Source organism: Petrocella sp. FN5 (assembly GCF_029210395.1).
Taxonomy (GTDB): Bacteria; Bacillota; Clostridia; order Lachnospirales; family Vallitaleaceae; genus Petrocella.
Genome location: NZ_JARGDP010000005.1, coordinates 84,521 through 102,203 on the forward strand (window position 1 = coordinate 84,521; position 17,683 = coordinate 102,203).

General features: G+C 37.3%; 17 protein-coding genes. 1 reads left to right on the top strand and 16 read right to left on the bottom strand.

Annotation, left to right across the window (positions count from 1 at the left end; genetic code table 11):
- Positions 1–4 precede the first annotated feature (4 nt).
- The 3 genes from recG to P0N36_RS02920 form a co-directional block, all read right to left on the bottom strand.
- Positions 5–2,062: an ATP-dependent DNA helicase RecG gene (recG, locus tag P0N36_RS02910; RefSeq protein WP_275841330.1), complete on the bottom strand. Its 2,058-nt coding sequence runs from the start codon at positions 2,060–2,062 to the stop codon at positions 5–7.
- A 154-nt stretch (positions 2,063–2,216) separates the two neighbouring features.
- A complete protein-coding gene (locus tag P0N36_RS02915; protein ID WP_275841349.1) occupies positions 2,217–3,827 on the bottom strand; it encodes a DAK2 domain-containing protein in 1,611 nt (536 codons plus the stop codon).
- Between the two features lie 59 nt (positions 3,828–3,886).
- Positions 3,887–4,243, bottom strand: a complete 357-nt coding sequence (locus P0N36_RS02920) for an Asp23/Gls24 family envelope stress response protein (protein ID WP_275841331.1) — start codon at positions 4,241–4,243, stop codon at positions 3,887–3,889.
- Between the two features lie 301 nt (positions 4,244–4,544).
- Here P0N36_RS02920 and rpmB point away from each other — a divergent pair, with 301 nt between their 5' ends.
- Positions 4,545–4,730, top strand: coding sequence for a 50S ribosomal protein L28 (gene rpmB / locus P0N36_RS02925; RefSeq protein ID WP_125135468.1), 186 nt, complete (start codon positions 4,545–4,547; stop codon positions 4,728–4,730).
- Between the two features lie 145 nt (positions 4,731–4,875).
- Here rpmB and P0N36_RS02930 read toward each other — a convergent pair whose 3' ends face one another.
- The 13 genes from P0N36_RS02930 to gmk form a co-directional block, all read right to left on the bottom strand.
- The gene (locus P0N36_RS02930; RefSeq protein WP_275841332.1) at positions 4,876–5,514 is read right to left on the bottom strand and encodes a thiamine diphosphokinase; all 639 of its coding nucleotides are present in this window, start codon (positions 5,512–5,514) and stop codon (positions 4,876–4,878) included.
- Entirely contained in the window at positions 5,511–6,182 is a 672-nt protein-coding gene (gene rpe, locus P0N36_RS02935; RefSeq protein ID WP_275841333.1) for a ribulose-phosphate 3-epimerase, read from the bottom strand. The genes P0N36_RS02930 and rpe overlap by 4 nt, the downstream gene beginning before the upstream one ends.
- Position 6,183: 1 nt before the next feature.
- Positions 6,184–7,062 carry a ribosome small subunit-dependent GTPase A gene (gene rsgA, locus P0N36_RS02940; protein WP_275841334.1) on the bottom strand — a complete coding sequence of 293 codons (879 nt, stop codon included), beginning with the start codon at positions 7,060–7,062 and terminating at the stop codon, positions 6,184–6,186.
- Entirely contained in the window at positions 7,059–8,981 is a 1,923-nt protein-coding gene (gene pknB / locus P0N36_RS02945; protein ID WP_275841335.1) for a Stk1 family PASTA domain-containing Ser/Thr kinase, read from the bottom strand. Before pknB ends, rsgA begins: the two co-directional genes overlap by 4 nt.
- Positions 8,978–9,715 (bottom strand): Stp1/IreP family PP2C-type Ser/Thr phosphatase, encoded by a 738-nt coding sequence (locus P0N36_RS02950; RefSeq protein ID WP_275841336.1) that lies wholly within the window; start codon positions 9,713–9,715, stop codon positions 8,978–8,980. The genes pknB and P0N36_RS02950 overlap by 4 nt, the downstream gene beginning before the upstream one ends.
- An 86-nt stretch (positions 9,716–9,801) precedes the next feature.
- Positions 9,802–10,848, bottom strand: a complete 1,047-nt coding sequence (gene rlmN / locus P0N36_RS02955; RefSeq protein WP_275841337.1) for a 23S rRNA (adenine(2503)-C(2))-methyltransferase RlmN — start codon at positions 10,846–10,848, stop codon at positions 9,802–9,804.
- Positions 10,838–12,172: a 16S rRNA (cytosine(967)-C(5))-methyltransferase RsmB gene (gene rsmB / locus P0N36_RS02960; protein ID WP_275841338.1), complete on the bottom strand. Its 1,335-nt coding sequence runs from the start codon at positions 12,170–12,172 to the stop codon at positions 10,838–10,840. The genes rlmN and rsmB overlap by 11 nt, the downstream gene beginning before the upstream one ends.
- On the bottom strand, positions 12,169–12,882 hold the full coding sequence (locus P0N36_RS02965) for a zinc metallopeptidase (protein WP_275841339.1): 714 nt from the start codon (positions 12,880–12,882) through the stop codon (positions 12,169–12,171). The genes rsmB and P0N36_RS02965 overlap by 4 nt, the downstream gene beginning before the upstream one ends.
- Before the next feature lie 21 nt (positions 12,883–12,903).
- Positions 12,904–13,848, bottom strand: a complete 945-nt coding sequence (gene fmt / locus P0N36_RS02970) for a methionyl-tRNA formyltransferase (protein WP_275841340.1) — start codon at positions 13,846–13,848, stop codon at positions 12,904–12,906.
- Between the two features lie 7 nt (positions 13,849–13,855).
- Positions 13,856–14,308 (bottom strand): peptide deformylase, encoded by a 453-nt coding sequence (def, locus tag P0N36_RS02975; RefSeq protein WP_275841341.1) that lies wholly within the window; start codon positions 14,306–14,308, stop codon positions 13,856–13,858.
- A gap of 25 nt (positions 14,309–14,333) precedes the next feature.
- Complete coding sequence (priA, locus tag P0N36_RS02980; RefSeq protein ID WP_275841342.1) at positions 14,334–16,577, bottom strand: replication restart helicase PriA; 2,244 nt, start codon at positions 16,575–16,577, stop codon at positions 14,334–14,336.
- A 93-nt stretch (positions 16,578–16,670) separates the two neighbouring features.
- Positions 16,671–16,889 carry a DNA-directed RNA polymerase subunit omega gene (rpoZ, locus tag P0N36_RS02985; protein ID WP_125135456.1) on the bottom strand — a complete coding sequence of 73 codons (219 nt, stop codon included), beginning with the start codon at positions 16,887–16,889 and terminating at the stop codon, positions 16,671–16,673.
- Positions 16,890–16,891: 2 nt separating this feature from the next.
- Positions 16,892–17,524 carry a guanylate kinase gene (gmk, locus tag P0N36_RS02990; RefSeq protein ID WP_275841343.1) on the bottom strand — a complete coding sequence of 211 codons (633 nt, stop codon included), beginning with the start codon at positions 17,522–17,524 and terminating at the stop codon, positions 16,892–16,894.
- Between the last annotated feature and the right edge of the window lie 159 nt (positions 17,525–17,683).

Genomic DNA, 17,683 nt, shown 5'->3' on the forward strand with positions numbered 1-17,683 from the left:
ACTCCTATAAAGCTATAAAGGACATATTGGTCTCCATATAGTTTTCTAATTTTTTTCTAAAGTTTTCGTAAGTTGCTTCTTGAAGTATATCACGTTTTTCGCTAATTGTCTTTGCAACTAAATGGGCTTGTTTTAGAATCTCCATATCTTCTACAATATTTGCTATTTTAAATGTCGGCATTCCGCTTTGACGAAGGCCTAATAGATCGCCATGCCCTCTAATCTCCAAGTCTTTTTGAGCGATATAGAAGCCATCTTGTGATTCTGTCATAATAGCCATACGTTTCTTGCCAAGCACAGATTGTGAATCTGAAATTAATATACAATAAGACTGATTGCCACCTCTACCAACACGACCTCTAAGTTGATGTAGTTGAGCAAGGCCAAATCGATGGGCATCTTCAATAATCATAAGAGTTGCATTAGGCACATTAATACCAACTTCAATAACGGTTGTAGATACAAGAATGTCCAGTTCACCCCTTGCAAATCTTTCCATTGTTTCATTTTTTTCTTTGGGACGCATTTGACCATGAAGATATTCAATGCGTATATGAGGTGGTAATTCTACTTTTAGTTTTTCAGTGTAGCTAAGGACATCCTTTAGATCATTTTCCTCATTTTCTTCAACCATGGGACATACTATGTAGCACTGTCTGCCCGCTTCTATTTCTTTAGCGATAAAGGCCTTCACCCTATTTCTATAGGAATCATTTACTACGAAGGTTTCAATGCTTTTTCTGCCGGGAGGTAATTCATCAATAATTGAAACATCCATATCTCCATAGAGTATAAGACCTAATGTTCTTGGTATTGGTGTTCCGCTCATGACAAGCACATGCGGATAATGCCCCTTCCCAGCCAGTAATTCTCTTTGTGCTACACCGAATCGATGCTGTTCATCTGTAATAACCAAAGCCAGATTCTTAAAATTAACCCCTTCCTGAATGACCGCATGAGTACCAAGCACCACATCTATTAAGCCGGCTTCAATCTTTTGATAGGTATCTACCTTTTCTTTCTTTGTCATTGATCCTACCAGCAATTCAATCCGAAGGTCTATACTTACAAACATTTTTTCTAAAGATTGAAGGTGTTGCTTAGCCAATACCTCTGTCGGTGCCATTAAAACACTTTGATAGCCATTTTCTGCTGCTAAGATTATAGCCAATGCAGCTACCACAGTTTTTCCCGAACCAACATCGCCTTGAATCAGACGGTTCATATTATAGGAACCATTCATATCCTTTATGATTTCATCTAGGACATTGTATTGAGCGCTTGTTAATGCAAAAGGCAGCTTTTTAAGTGTGTTTTCATACCCTTTTCGACACTCGAAATTATACTGATTTTCTATTCTAACTTGTTCATCTTTTAACATCATAAGCCCTAATTGAAAAAACAAAAATTCATCAAATACCAGTCTTCTTCTAGCATCATTCAAAACAACATCGTTTTGTGGGTAATGAACCTGATAAATTGCATCTTCTAAAGATATTAATTCATTCGCTTCTCTGATCATGTCTGGTAAATAATCTTCAATCCTATTGTTGATCGCTTCCATAGCTGAAGCTACTGCTAGGCGAATAGCTTTTTGGTTGATGCCTTTTGTCAAAGGATATATTGGAATAATGGTTTTGTCATCGTAATAATTTAAATCTGCTTGTGTAAGAATTTTTGGAGATGTTAGCTGTAACTTTTCGTATTTATAGGACGCTTTCCCCATGACTGTAATCATTTGGCCTTCTTTTAACTGTTTTTGCAGATAGGGTTGATTGAACCACGTTAAACCAATCTCACCAGTATCATCTTTTATGCGTGTAGATGTTAATATAACCTGTCTTGCCTTTTTGGAATAAGGTGCAACCATGATTTCCCCTTGAATAAGGTAGGTTCCATTCGGTTTAACCTCTTGTATTCTTGAATATCCAATTCCTTTTTCGTAAGTCGTAGGATAGTAGGTCACCAAGTCCATTAAACTCTTAATGCCTATCTTCTCAAATAATTGAGCCTTCTTTTTTCCTATACCACTTAATTCAGTAATTGGTTTATTTGTTTCCACATAGATCACCTTATTTCTGTAATTCATTTAGGGTAATAATACCATAATCATGGTTCAAGGGTCAAAACTAACTTTCTCTAATCAAAAAAATGTTCTCCTACCTACAGTATATTTTACACTGTAGGTTAGAGAACCTTAAGTCTTAATTTGAATTCTATTCAAGAGATAAAATATAGTAATACAAGGGTTGACCACCATAATGAACTTCTATCTCACAATTTGGATATGTTTCTTCTAAATCCTTGGATAATTGATTTGCAGTAGCCTCATCAACATCCATTCCATAGTATACAGAAATTAATTCGCTGTCTTCATCTATCAATGACTCAAAAAGCTTTCTGACCGCCTGTTCAACGTCAGCTTCTACCACATTAATCTTGCCTTTGCCAATCCCAAGAAAATCACCTTCCTTGATGATTTTCTCATCAACAACCGTGTCTCTAATGGCATGTGTCACCTGTCCAGATACCACATCATTAATGGCCTGCGTCATAGTCTCTTGATTCTCCTTGGGGGACTTATCCTCCTCAAAGTTGATTAAAGCACTGATCCCTTCAGGAATGGATTTGGTTGGGATAACTATGACTTGTTTGTCGTCTACAATATCTTTAACTTGTTCTGCAGCTAAAATAATGTTTTTGTTATTGGGTAAGATAAACACGCTTTTTGCATTTACTTTTGAAACAGCATTAAGTATATCCTCTGTAGATGGGTTCATGGTTTGACCCCCTTCTACAATATAATCGGCGCCTAGGCCTTTGAAAATCTCACTCAGTCCGTCTCCTATGGAGATAACCACAAAACCATTTTCTTTTACTTCCGTGGGGTGAAGCTTATCTAATTCCTCTTGAGCAATCAATCTATTAGCATGTTCTTCTCGCATGTTGTCAATTTTCAAGTTGCTGAGTTCGCCGATAGAGAGACCTTTTTGTAGCGCAAGACCTGGGTCATTGGTGTGAACATGTATTTTAATGATATCCTCGTCTGAAACAGCAACAATTGAATCACCAATCGTTTCAAGATAAGTCCTAAGAGCTAAAGCTTCTCGATCACTTTCCATGTCATTTCGTACATTTATTATAAACTCTGTGCAATAGCCGAACTTAATTTCTTCACCACTATGATCGTATATTAATTCAATCTCCGCATGTGTATCATCCTCTTCAAATTCAACAACATAATCATCACCGGCTTCAAGGGCCATCAAAGCACCTCTTAAAATATACATTAGTCCTTGACCACCAGAATCGACCACACCTGCTTGTTTCAAAACAGGCAGCAATTCAGGTGTATATTGTAAAGTTGCTTCTGCATGAACAATCACTTTTTTTAAAATGTCAACAATATCATCATTAACACGTGCAAGTTCTACAGCCTTTTCTGCAGCCTCTCTGGCTACCGTCAATATGGTGCCTTCTTTAGGCTTCATGACCGCCTTATAGGCAGTCTCAGAACCTCTTTGCAAGGCATTAGCCAAGACGACAGCGTCTAAGACATCATGACTTGATATTTCTTTACAAAAGCCTCTAAAAAGCTGTGATAATATAACGCCTGAATTTCCTCTTGCGCCTCTTAATGAACCGGATGAAATGGCTTTAGCCAAACCTTGCAAATCATCCGAATCCACCTTCTGAACATCTCGTACTGCCGCTAAAATGGTTAGTGTCATATTTGTTCCCGTATCGCCGTCAGGCACGGGGAAAACATTAAGTTCATCTACATACTTCTTTTTTGACTCTAAATATTTTGCACCAGCAATAAACATACTTTTTAAAGTCTTAGGTGATATGTTATAAGCAGTCACTGGTATTCCTCCTTAGTTTCTTATTCGTCCACTCTGACGTCTTCTACATATATATTTATATGCTTGACTTCCAAACCTGAAAAAGTCTCTAATTTATACTTCACCGTACTGACGAGGTTGTCTGTAACGGCTTTAATGTTAACACCATATTCAATTACAATATGTAGGTCGATTCGAATACAGTTATCATCCACTTTCAAGGAAATACCTTTTGTGATACTATCACCTTTTAATAGCTTGGCAATACCGCTGGTTACATTCACCATAGCCATACCGACAATGCCATAGCATTCGACCGCTGTTACACCGGCAACTTTTTCCAAGACTTCATCATCGATTGTCACTTCTCCATAACCAGTATCTAATCTACCAATCATAAAAATGCCTCCTTCATCTATATCGTCGTATAATAATATCATAGAACTTAACAAACTGGCTAAAGTGTCAAAACCAAATTTACTAATTCACCTAAATATTGTAGATGAAGTTCAATTAAGTCGTTTCCATGCTTTAACCTAGAAATATGAGATCATTGCTCATTGTATTATAACATCTTTTTCCTATGATTTATAGGTTTTTTCTAATTAATTGAAAGTTATTATAAGTAATGCTTGCATTCATTTAAATTCTTTGATAGAATTGATTTGTTATGAAGATATATATTAAGGAGGTGCAGTTGTGGCTAAATGTTCAATATGTGATAAAGGCGTACACTTCGGTAACGCAGTCAGTCATTCTCATAGAAGGTCAAACAAACAATGGAAACCTAATATCAGATCAGTAAAAGCTGTCATTAATGGGCAATCACAAAGAATCAAAGTTTGTTCAAAATGTTTACGTGCAGGCAAAATCGTACGTGCATAGTTCCATTTGATGTGTTAATAAGTGCACTTCTAATGAAATAAAACTAAAACATTTAATATAAATAAGCCAATAGCAAGTCTTAGATATCTAAGCATTGCTATTGGCTTATTTGTGGTTCAATCCTGAACTAAGATAAGTACAACTACTAATCCTTAGATTCAATAATCAATAGTTCCCCTTCTCCAACCAAAATCGTCGCTGCCTTCGATGTGATTTCATTACTGATACCATACGAACTTGAAGACTTTAAAGTCGCCTTATTCAAGGGATATTTGACACCGGAAATGCTTACATTATGTACATACTCACTTAAAGGCAATAAAGAGATATACTTATAGATGCTCTGATCGATGGTCTGACGGCTTTTTGCCAATCGGATTCTATTGTAAGGGTCTAAGAAGGTAATATTGAATGTTTTCCCATAATCTATCATAAGAAAAAGATTGGCTAGGGTATGGTCCATTCTACTACCCGTTCCACCTAAAACAACAACTTCATCTACAGAACGTTCTTCTAACCATTCAAAAGCTAACTGGGTATCGGTCATATCTTTTTTGTCCGGAAACACAATCTTTTCGATATGTCTTTTTTCGTAAGCACTCAATACATCCCTTTGACAGGAATCAAAATCACCTAAGATGACATCCGGTATAATGTCACATTCAGCCATATAGTCAATACCATGGTCCACACCTATTTTTAGATCAAATGAAGCGTTAGCTACCACTTCCTTTATTTGATTCAATGAAACTTGCCCACCTGTTATGACAAGTGCCCTTTTCATCGGATATATTCCAATGCTTTTAATCTCTTTTTATATGCTCTTGTAACAGAGGCAACGTCTTCTTGTGCGTAGATGGAAGACCCCATAACAAAGATATTAACACCGGCTTTTGCAACTTCTTCAATGTTATCAAAAGATAAACCACCATCCATCTGAATATCAAAGTTTAAGCCCAAAATCTTTCTTTTTTCAACGAGGTACCTAACTTTATCTAAAGTAGATGGCATGAAAGATTGTCCTCCAAATCCCGGTTCAACTGACATAATCAGTATCATATCCACGTCCTTAAGATATGGATCAAGTACGGTCACAGATGTTTTGGGGTTAATGGTCAAACCTACTTTTATACCATAGGATTTTATGGCCTTCATGGTTTCAGTAACATCCCCTTCTGCTTCTTGATGAAAAGTAATCATATCTGAACCAGCTTCTGCAAAAGCCTTAATGTAACGTAGCGGTTCTGTGATCATCAAATGAACATCAAGAAAGCTTTTCGTTGCCTGCCTAATAGACTTAATGACCGGGGGGCCTAGAGATATATTGGGCACATAGTGGCCGTCCATAACATCTACATGTATGTAGTCGGCACCTGCATTAATAACTGTTTCGATTTCTTCTCCAAGCCTAGAAAAGTCGGCTGAAAGAATGGATGGGGCTAACAAATTCATATTACCATCTCCTTATATCTTTTAATTCATCTATGAGCTGTTTATAACTGGTGTATCGGCTATGAGAAATATCGCCCTCTTTCACAGCATCTTTAATGCCGCAAACAGGTTCATTCAAATGATTACAGCCTTTAAATTTGCAATAGGGTTCATACTTGTAAAACTCTTTGAAATAAAGCTTAATATCTTCCTCAGACAAATGGTCAATATCCAGTGAAGAAAAGCCCGGTGTATCTACAACATAACTGTTTTCATGAAAACAAATCAAATCTGCATGACGAGTTGTATGCTTGCCTCGACCGATTTTTTCACTAACAATCCCTGTTTCTAAAAGTATCTCTGATTGTATGAGATTAAGTATGGATGATTTTCCTACACCGGAAGGTCCGGCAAAAACAGTTGTTTTATCATATAGAGCATCTTTTAGTGAATCAATACCTCTTTCTTCAATTGAACTGGTAGCAAAAACCTTATATCCGGTTTTTTCATATATAGCTTTAATCATTTCAACCTGCTCTTTGGTAAGTATATCTGTTTTATTAAAACAAATAATGGCTTCTATGCCTTTTTCTTCAACCATAACAAGAAAACGGTCTAGAAGATTATAGTTCGGTTCCGGATAGGCAACCGCAAAAACTATAACCGCTTGATCAATATTCGCAACCATCGGTCGGTCTAATTGGTTTTTTCTCTTTTGAATGGTTTCTATATTGCCTTTTTTATTTTCTTCATCTAAAACAACAATCTCGACGTTATCACCAATTAACGGTTTAATGTTTTCTTTCCTGAAAATGCCTCTTGCTTTACATTCGAAAATTCCCATGTGAGGTACATGTACATAGTAAAAACCAGCAATACCTTTTACAATTTTTCCTATCATTCAGCACGCTCCTCAGCGAAATCCAGCATTTGTGTATACTCGAGGCTACCATTTTTATAGACCTCTATGGTGGCAGATCCTAGTCCTGTTACAGGCACATTCAGTGGGGTGTCAAAATCCGAATGATAAACGACTTTATTATACACCTCTTCTGAAACACCCTCTTTTATTAATATTACTGAAATAATCCCAGAGTCTTCATCTTGTTCAAGAACATTATTAATGGTTATGTTTTTTGTTACAGGTCTAATCTCCTTACCAAGACTAATGGTTAAATCAACTTCATACCCTTCTTTTACTGTTGTGCCAGGCATAACTGTCATTGCAATAACCTGACCTTCAATAATATTATCATTATAGGACTCAGATATGTTTGAGCCGACTTTTAATCCTGCTTCGCTTAATATGGCCTTGGCTTCATCCAATGTTTTTTTACGAACATCCGGAACCACAACAAAAACATCTTCTTTTCCCAGGCTGACTTTCAGTTTGACTTCACTGCCTTTTTCCATCATCGTTCCAGCTTCCGGGTCTTGCTCAAAAACCACACCAACAGGTATGTTTTCGTTATACACTTGAGAGATTATACCTTCTAAGTTGGCATCTGCCAGTAAATCCTTTGCAATATCATAATTCAAGGCTACGACCTTTGGAACCTCGAATGATTCGACCCCTAATGAAAGTACGACTTTGACATTGGCCTCTTGACCTACAATAGTACCTTCTATTGGATCTTGGCTTATTATCGTATCTTTATCATGTGTATCTGAGTAGGCACTGGATGCCACTTCTATAGTAAGCGACAAATCTTCAAGTAACACGACGGCTTCATCGTAGGGTATATGCTCTAGGTTAGGCATTGGAATTTCTATAGGCATAAGGCTATCTCTAAAAATACTAAAAAGAAATGCAAGAATCAGCATTGTCATAATAATAGCGGAAATGACGGCGCCTACCGCAACCATTTTTTCCACTTTCGGTTTAGGTTCTACATCTGTATCCTTTTCATTCCATATCTGTCGCATTTGTGTATTGTTCAATATCATCGTGGGTGAATCAGGATCAAATTCATTAAGCTCTACAAAGTTTTCCGTCGGAAAACTTGTCGCTTTTTTCAAATCAGCTAGTAATGCTTCTGAAGCATGATACCTTAGTTCCGGTTTTTTTTGTGTTGCTTTAATAATAATCTGCTCCAAGTTCCGGTCAACATCCGGATTAAGAGATTTTATATCCGGTAGATCATCATGAATCTGCTTTAAAGCGACAGAAACCGCCGAATCTGCCGTAAAAGGTACAGATCCAGTTATCATCTCATACATCGTAATACCCAGTGAGTATATATCGCTTCTTTCATTTGAGTAGCCACTTTTTGCCTGCTCCGGTGGAATATAATGTACCGAACCGGATGCCATATCAGCTGCCGGTATGGTCGCACCTGTAGCGATTCTGGCAATACCAAAGTCAGCCACTTTCACCCTTCCATCCTTGGTTATGATGATGTTTTGAGGCTTAATATCACGATGAAATATATGGTTGGTATGGGCGCAATCCAAAGCTGAAGCAATACAAGCACTTATACGCAATGTCTCTTCATTACTTAATTTGCCTTTGGCTTTGATATAATCCTTGAGTGTAATACCATCTAAATATTCCATCACAATAAAGTGTGTTTTCTTTTCATTACCAACATCATAAATATTAACAATATTCACATGAGATAAACTGGCTGCTGCCTGAGCTTCAACTTTAAATTTTCCAACAAATTCATCATCATAAACATAATCATCTCTTAAAATCTTAATGGCTACCGTACGTCCCAGCTTGGTGTCTTTTGCTTTATAAACGATGGACATACCACCGGAACCGATCTTCTCTTCGATTGAATAGCGTTCATTTATAAGTGCGCCAAGTTGTATCATGACTGTACCTCGTTTCCACTATTTATTATAATAAGTGTAATATTATCAATACCACCTTTATCTAAGCATGCTTTCATTAAAGCATAGCCCATATCTTCTATCGTCTTTGCTTGACTCATAATTATACGCACTTCGTCATCACTTAACATTTTATTCAAACCGTCTGAACATAATAATATCAAATCCGAGCTACTAAGGGGTCTAACAAATCGGTCTACTTTTACATCTTCTTCCGCACCAAGGGCCCTCGTTATCATATTTTTATTCGGATGGTTGTATCGGTCTTCTTCTGAAATATGACCGGCTCTATACAATTCTTCAACGACAGAATGATCCAGTGTAACCTGTTCAAAACCATCCGCATATACATATAGCCTACTATCGCCTACATTGGTCACAAATAAAGTATCGTCTTTTATAACACAAGCTACGATGGTGGTTCCCATACCCTTCTGATTCTGATTCTCTTCACCTGCATCAAAAATTGCTTTATTAGCAACTCTCACTGCATTTTCTAAGGCCTGTACAACGTCCCAATCGCTATTTTTTTCTACATTTTCGACGATATGCTGAATTGCCTTTTTTGAAGCGATGTCGCCTGCCTTATGACCACCCATGCCATCTGCAATAATGTATAAATTCGGTAATTTTCCAACAGGTGTATCACTGACATAATAATAATCTTCATTATGATTTCTTACCAACCCTTTATCTGTTAACGCAAATGATCTCATAGCCCCTCCGTAATCTAACATCCAATGATTTCTATACCTATTCTAACATGATACAGGCACAATTAAAATAATTATAAAATACATTTCTATTCTTTCATGGTGTTAAGCCTAAGCTGTCCACAAGCAGCGTCAATATCTGTCCCTAAAGACCTTCTAATTGTGGTCTCCACTTTTTTGTCTAGCAATATATCTCTAAATCTAATTACATCTTTTTGATTCGACTTTGCAAATGATTTTTCTACAACATTGTTAATGGGGATTAAATTCACATGACATTTAAACTTTCTAAACCTTAGAAGATCTGCCAAGGCACGTGCCTGTGATGGATGATCATTATGTCCGGCTATTAATGCATATTCAAAAGTAATCCTTCTACCTGTTGATGTAAAGTAGGCTTCACATGCGGTTAATAGGTCGTCTATTGAATATTTTTTAGCAATCGGCATTGTCTGTTTACGTAGCTCATCATCACCTGCATGTAAGGATATTGCCAGATTTATCTGAAGCTTTTCACCTGCTAACCGATGGATACCATCTACCAAACCACAAGTTGAAAGCGTAATATGTCTTTGGCTGAGGTTTTTACCTTTTTCATGGGTTATAATCTTTATAAAGCCCACTACAGCTTCATAGTTATCAAGTGGTTCTCCTGTTCCCATAAGAACCACATGTGTGATGCGTTTACCAATTGCACTTTCAACAGCATAAACTTGACGCAGCATCTCACCTGTTGTTAGATTTCTTTCTAGCCCATTCAAACCCGATGCGCAGAACGTACATCCCATTCTACAGCCAGCCTGAGTTGAGATACAAACACTATTACCATAATCATAACGCATCAATACCGTTTCTATCATCTGACCATCGTGCAACTTAAACAGGAATTTTGTCGTACCGTCATGGTCGGATGTCTGCTTAGTGACCAATTGTATTTGTGTCAAGTAGGTATATTCTTCTAGCTTTGCTATTAAAGCTTTGGGCAGATTGTTCATGCCCTTCCATGTAAAACAGTCTTTTTGATGTAGCCATTCAAATATTTGTATGCCTCTAAACTTCTTTTCATTAAGTGCAATCATTTCATCCGCTATAGCGTTTAGCTCCAAAGACATGATATCTGTTTTGTTATTTGACATTTTCACACTTCTTTCTGAACTTAGCAATAAAAAAACCATCCGGTCCATTGGATATGGGCATCATAGTTACCATACCTGTTTCAGAATCACTATAACTTTTTTGTATCGGTTCTAAAACAAAGTCTTCATTTTCTTCTAAAAACCAGGCTACATTATCTTGATTTTCTGCTTTTGTCACAGTACAGGTACTGTAGATCAATACACCACCCGGTTTTACATAATTCTTTCCAACCATTAACATATCTTGTTGAAGTTTCTTCAGTGCTTCTATTCGTTCTATGGTTATATGCCATTTTATATCCGGTTTCTTACGAATGATTCCAAGACCTGAACAGGGTAAGTCCGCAACAACCAGATCACCCATACAAATATAATCCTGATTAAGGACACTTGCATCATTGATTGTTTCATTAATATTCTTAAGTCCTAATCTGGTATAATTTTCACGAATCCGGTCTAGTTTTTTTTCGGATATATCAAAAGCAACAACTTGACCCTTTCCTTCTAATTTATCAGCAAAATGTATGGTTTTTCCACCGGGCGCAGCACATAAGTCTATAATACACGTCATGCCTTCTTCATATCCTGCATCAGCCACCATCATAGAGCTTTCATCCTGAACAAGAAAATGACCTTTTTGAAAGGCATCTATTAAGCTTATTTTATCTATGTGTTCAAGGTGCATGGCTTCATCTAGATATTTGCCTTCAGAGACAGTAAGGCCTTCTGCTGTTAAAGCTTCCACTAGGGCCTTTTTAGATGTGTTCGTTTTCTGAACTCTAATAGTGAGTGGTGCTTGTTCGTTGCTGACACTAAGGAAGTTTTCTACCACTTCATCATCATAATCGTTTAATAGTAATTGAACAATCTCCGGTTTAAAAGAATACTTAACCGATAAGTAGGTCAAAAAATCTTCTTTGCTCGGCCAAATAATTGTATCTTTTTGACGTATAAGCGCTCTTAAAACACCATTGACAAAACCTGTCAAACGGTGCATTTTTCTTTTTTTAATCAGCTTAACCGCTTCATTACAAACCGCAGAATCCGGTATATTCTCCATATAGAGAAGCTGATAAACAGATAGTCTTAAAGTCAATCTAATGGCCGGTTTCATTTGATCGACTTTGATCTTACTGAATTGATTAATCACATAATCAATTCGAATTTGCTGTTCAATGGTTCCAAAAACGACTTTTTTGATAAAGGCGCGATCTTGTTTACTTAAGTCCTGTTCAACTGTAAAACGCTCTATAGCTTCGTGGACAAAAATACCTTCAAACTCAATTGTGTCTAGTATTTTCAGTACTACCCATCTTAAGTTCATCGCCTGCTACCCCTTGATAATAAGATGAATCTTATCAAGTTACCGGCTGCAACTGCTGCTGCTGCTATATAAGTTAAAGCGGCTGCATTAAGTACTTTTTTGGCAGGTATAAGTTCCTCACGGTCTAGAATACCTTCGCCTTCAAGTATTTCAATTGCCCTATTTGAAGCATTTAATTCTACAGGTAAAGTAATCAAATGAAAAACCAATACAGCCGCAAACATAAGTATGGCAAACTGAAGAATATAGTAGCCAATGCCAAGACCTGATCCTGTGAAATAGCCAAGCATTAATCCGGCAAAGGCAAGTGGCATTGCTGTGCTATTGGCTACATTAACAACCGGAACAATGGTTTGTCTTAACTTTAGAAAAGCATAGCCATCATAATCTTGTATTGCATGTCCACATTCATGGGCTGCAATACCTATCGCTGCTAATGATTTGTTTCCATAAACACCTGAGGAAAGCCTAAGTACACGCGCCTTCGGATCATAATGATCTGTTAGAACACCCTTGATTGGTTCTACCTTGACATCGTCGACACCATGACGTTCCAATATGCGCCTTGCTACATCTGCACCTGTTAACCCATTAATATTGGTGGTTTTACTGTATTTCTCATAAGTTGACTTCACTTTTGATTGGGCATACATGGCAAGTAGCAGTGGCGGTATTATATAAATAAAAAAACTCATATCTCCAAAATACATATCATCACACTTCTTTCTGATTTACTCAACAATTTGACACAGTTCCTGTCCAATCCGAATCTGATGGCCTCTTAGAAAATCCGGTGTGGACATCCTTTTTTTACCTTGTAATTGAAGGCTTTTTATCAATAGGCCCCCATCTTTACATTTTACTACAAAACCTTCTTCCCTAATTTCACATATAGACCCACAAGGGATATCCAATCTGTTACATGCTACAACATCGCTTTCCCATATTTTAAGGAGCTTACCTTCATAATGGGTATATGCACTGGGCCAAGGGTTTAACCCCCTAACCAAACGTTCAATTCTGTCCGCTGACTGATGCCAGTCAATATTACCCATCTCTTTATCTAACATGGGTGCATAAGTTGAAAGCGCATTGTTTTGAGGTTGCCGAATAAGACGTTCATCTGTTAGGGCTTCAATGGTCTTAAGTATTAAAGGACCGCCAATAAAAGATAGTTTGTCGTGTAAACTGCCGCCTGTTTCCTTTGGTTGTATTTCCACAGTTTCTTTAAGTAACATATCACCTGTATCTAAGCCAACATCCATATACATAGTGGTAACGCCTGTCGTCGCTTCACCATGAATGATGGCCCACTGTATCGGACCTGCCCCTCTATACTTAGGTAATAAAGATGCATGTATATTGATGCACCCATATTTTGGTAATTCCAAAAAAGCTTTGGGTAAGATTTGACCAAAGGCAATCACCACTGCCAAATCCGGTTCTAAAGCCTGTATAACTTCCATAAAATCCGGATTCTTAACCTTATTTGGTTGATAAACCGGTATCTCATTTTCTAAAGCCACCACCTTCACAGGTGGATATATAATTTGCTTTCCCCGTCCCTTAGGTTTATCCGGTTGGGTTACAACACCTATGATTTCATGTTCGGAATTAATAAGGTCTTCCAAAGTAGGGACTGAAAAATCCGGCGTTCCCATAAATAGTATTCGCATAACTCTCCTATATTTCCTCAATATTTTCTGCTTTATCAGTATATAATATACCTTCTAGGTGATCATACTCGTGACAGATGGCTCGTGCTAGAAAAGCTTCCGCTTCCATTTCGAATTCTCTACCTTCAATATTCATTGCTTTCACCTTTATTTTATAGGGCCTAAGTACATCACCTTGTTTCCCGGGAACACTTAAACAGCCTTCTAAGCCATATTGCTCCCCTTCTAATTCTTCTATAACCGGATTAATGAAAGTAATAGGGCCATCACCAATATCCACAATAAAAACCCTTCTTAGAACACCAACTTGTGGTGCTGCTAGACCAACACCTTGACTTTCATACATGGTCTCAATCATGTCTTCAACGAGTTCTTTGATACGTTCTGTTATTTCATCAACGGTCTTTGACTTCTTTCTGAGAATATCATCTCCGTTTATTCTTAGTTTTCTTAGGGCCATAATATGCCTCCTTCTAATAAGTATGTCAATATGACATCATCGGGTTCAGATCAATTTGCATATGACTTATATGTTTATGATCTTCTTGTTCATTTATATTATATAGATGATTGGCCAGTGCCGTCAATGCTTTATATGAATCTGCTTTGATGTAAATGACCCATCTGAAGTTATTTCTGATTTTTGACAAGGTTGCAGGTGAGGGCCCAAGAATTTCTACTGCTTTGTTATCTTCATAGCTACTTAAACGCTCTTTAATTCTATGACAAAGTTGAATTAAATATTTTTCATCTGTTGAAATAATCAAAACACTCATCATTTCTTTAAAAGGTGCATAGCCCATCAACTTTCTATATTGAATCTCATTACTATAAAAATGCTTATAGTCCTGATTTTTGGCGCTGACAATACTGTAATGATCCGGGGTATAGGTTTGGATAATTGCTCTACCGGCTTTGTCACCACGACCGGATCTTCCTGTTACTTGAGTTACAAGTTGAAATGTCTTTTCACTGGCACGAAAGTCATTAACGTACAAAGACATATCTGCTGCCATAACTCCGACTAATGTTACATTCTTAAAATGATGACCTTTGGCCACCATCTGTGTTCCAATAAGTATATCTGCTTCTTTGGCCTCAAATGCATCTAATACTCTTTTGTGTCCGTCCTTGCCGGTGGTGGTGTCATAATCCATACGTAAGGCTTTTGCTTTCGGAAATATTTCTTTGATATAAGCTTCCACTTTTTGTGTTCCAATACCAAAGGCTTTTACATGCTTAGAACCACAACTGGGACAGATTTGAACCATTGGTATGCTTTCATTACAATAATGACACTGTAGTCTATGATTGTACTTATGATAATTATAAGCGACATCACAATGATTACACTTAAGGACATATCCGCATAGCCTACAGGATACAAAATTCGAGTGGCCTCTACGGTTCAAAAATAGAATAATTTGTTCCTTTTTTTCAAGTGTCGACTTTATGGCTTTATAAAGATCACAACTCAAAATACTGGTGTTGCCTTCTTCTAATTCTTTACGCATATCCACCGTTTCAACCCTAAGCGGTGAAAGCGCCTCAGCTTTTTGTTCCAGCTCAACAAGTGTATATTTTTCTGTTATAGCTTTATAATAGCTTTCCACTAAGGGTGTGGCAGAACCTAATATAACCGGACACATATGGTATCTGGCTCTATAGATTGCGACTTCTCTTGCATGGTATTTAGGCGGCATTTCAGATTTGTAGGAGGTTTCATGTTCTTCATCTAGAATAATGAGGCCGATTTTTTCAAAAGGTGCGAAAATAGCCGACCTTGGTCCTATCATGATTTTTAGACGGCCTTCTTTTGCTAGACGCCATTGATCAAAACGTTCACCTTCTGACAGTCTAGAATGCATGACGCCCACAACTTCCCCAAAACGTTCAACAAACCTTTTGACCATAAGGGGTGTTAAAGCTATTTCCGGTATCATTACGATGGCTGACTGCCCCATAGCAAGCACTTGTTCAATCGCCTGCATGTAGACCTCTGTTTTGCCACTTCCGGTTATCCCATGAAGTAAATAAACCTTGTTTTCCTTTTCTTGTATGCTATTTATAATACTTGTAAGTGCCTTGTCTTGTTCCTTATTAGGTGATAGGTTTATACTGGTCTCATATGCCTCCAAATCATATGGCATACGTATCCGTATATTTTCTTCTAATTCAAGAATACGATGTTTAACCATCGTTGTTATAATGCCACGCGTTACATCTGCTTCTTCCATGATTTCTTTTAAGGATACATGAGGCTTTACTAATAAAACTTCTAGTGCTCTTACTCTAGGTTCATATGTTTTTTTACCTTTAAGTGTTCTAATCATGTCCATGAGTTGATCCTGATCTATTAAAGACCGCACCCATTTCTCTTCTTTTTTCCGAACATTGGGTCTTGAAGGTAATAACGCGCCAAGGGCTGCTTGCATCGTTGAAACATATCTGTTCTTCATAAAAACGGCTAAATCTAGTAATTCAGACTCAATACCTACCTCTTCATACTCTTTAATAATATACTTCACTTTTTCTGGGTCAAAATCGATTTCCTCACAAAACCCAAGAATGTAGCCTCTAATGATGCGATTGCCTGCACCAAAAGGAATCTCTACGACGGATCCTATCCTGAGATTTGGTCTTAATACCTCAGGTACACCGTATGTAAAGATTCTTTCTAGGCTTTTTACAGATATGCTTATTATGATTTGGGCATATTTTTGCGTCATATCTCTATTCCTTAATTGCAATAAGTGGTCCAATCCTAAACACTGATTGACCACTTATATTGGATTTCTTTTAGGATTCAAGTAAGGTGTTGATTAAAGAGAATCGATATCGATTGTGCCTTCATACAATTCGTTCACCGCATAAGACAATGGTTTCGGATAGGATTTATTTACCCTAGGTTCAGCACCGTCAATGATTTGTCTAGCACGTTTAGATGTTGCAATTACAATTGAATAACGGCTTTTAAGTGTGATATCGTCATTTCTGTCATTAATTCTTTCCATTAGATCTGAGTAAGATGGATGTAACATAGTTATTCTCCTTTCAACACTTCATTGAATTGACTCTCAAGAACCTGTTCGATACCGCCATAATGGGCCGCATGATGTTGTTCTGCGACCACAATACTATGTACGATTTCAGCACATGCTTCAAGAACATCATTTTCAACGATATAATCATAGTCTTTAATGTAGGCTGTCTCTTCTTCGGCTCGTTTAAGCCTTTTGATGATCACATCCATAGATTCAGTACCCCGTCCAACAAGTCTTTCTTTAAGCTCCTTGATGGAAGGTGGAACGATAAATATCATAACGGCACCCGGATATTGCTTTCTGACTTTCATGGCACCCTGTAGTTCAATCTCCAAAATGATATTTTTACCTGCTTCAAGTTGTTCAAACACATATTTTTTGGGGGTACCATAGTAATTATTCACATAGGTTGCCCATTCTAATAGTTCATCATTCTCTATCATTTGTTCAAAGATTGGCTTCGATAGAAAATAATAACTTTCACCTTCAACTTCTCCGTTTCTAGGTGCTCTCGTTGTGGCTGACACCGACAAAGAATAGTTTTCCTTCGTTTCTAATAATCTCTTTACAACGGTTCCTTTTCCGGCACCAGAAAATCCCGAAATAACCGTTAAAACTCCTGGCTTATGCATGACCCACCATTATTCCTTTTTCTAGTTGTATGATTCTATGATTGGTGAAAATTCAACTAAATAGTTTTGACCCTTAACCATTTATGGTTAATGATTATAACTAAGTTTCATTACTTTCACCTTCAATATATAGATTACGTTGATACATTCGTAACTACA

What these genes read in the sequence shown, in the direction of transcription:
- P0N36_RS02915 (WP_275841349.1), bottom strand. Translation starts at nt 3,827, where the DNA reads ATGTTTATTGCTGGTGCAAAATATTTAGAGTCAAAAAAGAAGTATGTA.
- P0N36_RS02920 (WP_275841331.1), bottom strand. Translation starts at nt 4,243, where the DNA reads ATGATTGGTAGATTAGATACTGGTTATGGAGAAGTGACAATCGATGAT.
- P0N36_RS02930 (WP_275841332.1), bottom strand. Translation starts at nt 5,514, where the DNA reads ATGAAAAGGGCACTTGTCATAACAGGTGGGCAAGTTTCATTGAATCAA.
- rpe (WP_275841333.1), bottom strand. Translation starts at nt 6,182, where the DNA reads ATGAATTTGTTAGCCCCATCCATTCTTTCAGCCGACTTTTCTAGGCTT.
- rsgA (WP_275841334.1), bottom strand. Translation starts at nt 7,062, where the DNA reads ATGATAGGAAAAATTGTAAAAGGTATTGCTGGTTTTTACTATGTACAT.
- pknB (WP_275841335.1), bottom strand. Translation starts at nt 8,981, where the DNA reads ATGATACAACTTGGCGCACTTATAAATGAACGCTATTCAATCGAAGAG.
- P0N36_RS02950 (WP_275841336.1), bottom strand. Translation starts at nt 9,715, where the DNA reads ATGAGATCATTTGCGTTAACAGATAAAGGGTTGGTAAGAAATCATAAT.
- rlmN (WP_275841337.1), bottom strand. Translation starts at nt 10,848, where the DNA reads ATGTCAAATAACAAAACAGATATCATGTCTTTGGAGCTAAACGCTATA.
- rsmB (WP_275841338.1), bottom strand. Translation starts at nt 12,172, where the DNA reads ATGAACTTAAGATGGGTAGTACTGAAAATACTAGACACAATTGAGTTT.
- P0N36_RS02965 (WP_275841339.1), bottom strand. Translation starts at nt 12,882, where the DNA reads ATGTATTTTGGAGATATGAGTTTTTTTATTTATATAATACCGCCACTG.
- fmt (WP_275841340.1), bottom strand. Translation starts at nt 13,848, where the DNA reads ATGCGAATACTATTTATGGGAACGCCGGATTTTTCAGTCCCTACTTTG.
- def (WP_275841341.1), bottom strand. Translation starts at nt 14,308, where the DNA reads ATGGCCCTAAGAAAACTAAGAATAAACGGAGATGATATTCTCAGAAAG.
- priA (WP_275841342.1), bottom strand. Translation starts at nt 16,577, where the DNA reads ATGACGCAAAAATATGCCCAAATCATAATAAGCATATCTGTAAAAAGC.
- rpoZ (WP_125135456.1), bottom strand. Translation starts at nt 16,889, where the DNA reads ATGTTACATCCATCTTACTCAGATCTAATGGAAAGAATTAATGACAGA.
- gmk (WP_275841343.1), bottom strand. Translation starts at nt 17,524, where the DNA reads ATGCATAAGCCAGGAGTTTTAACGGTTATTTCGGGATTTTCTGGTGCC.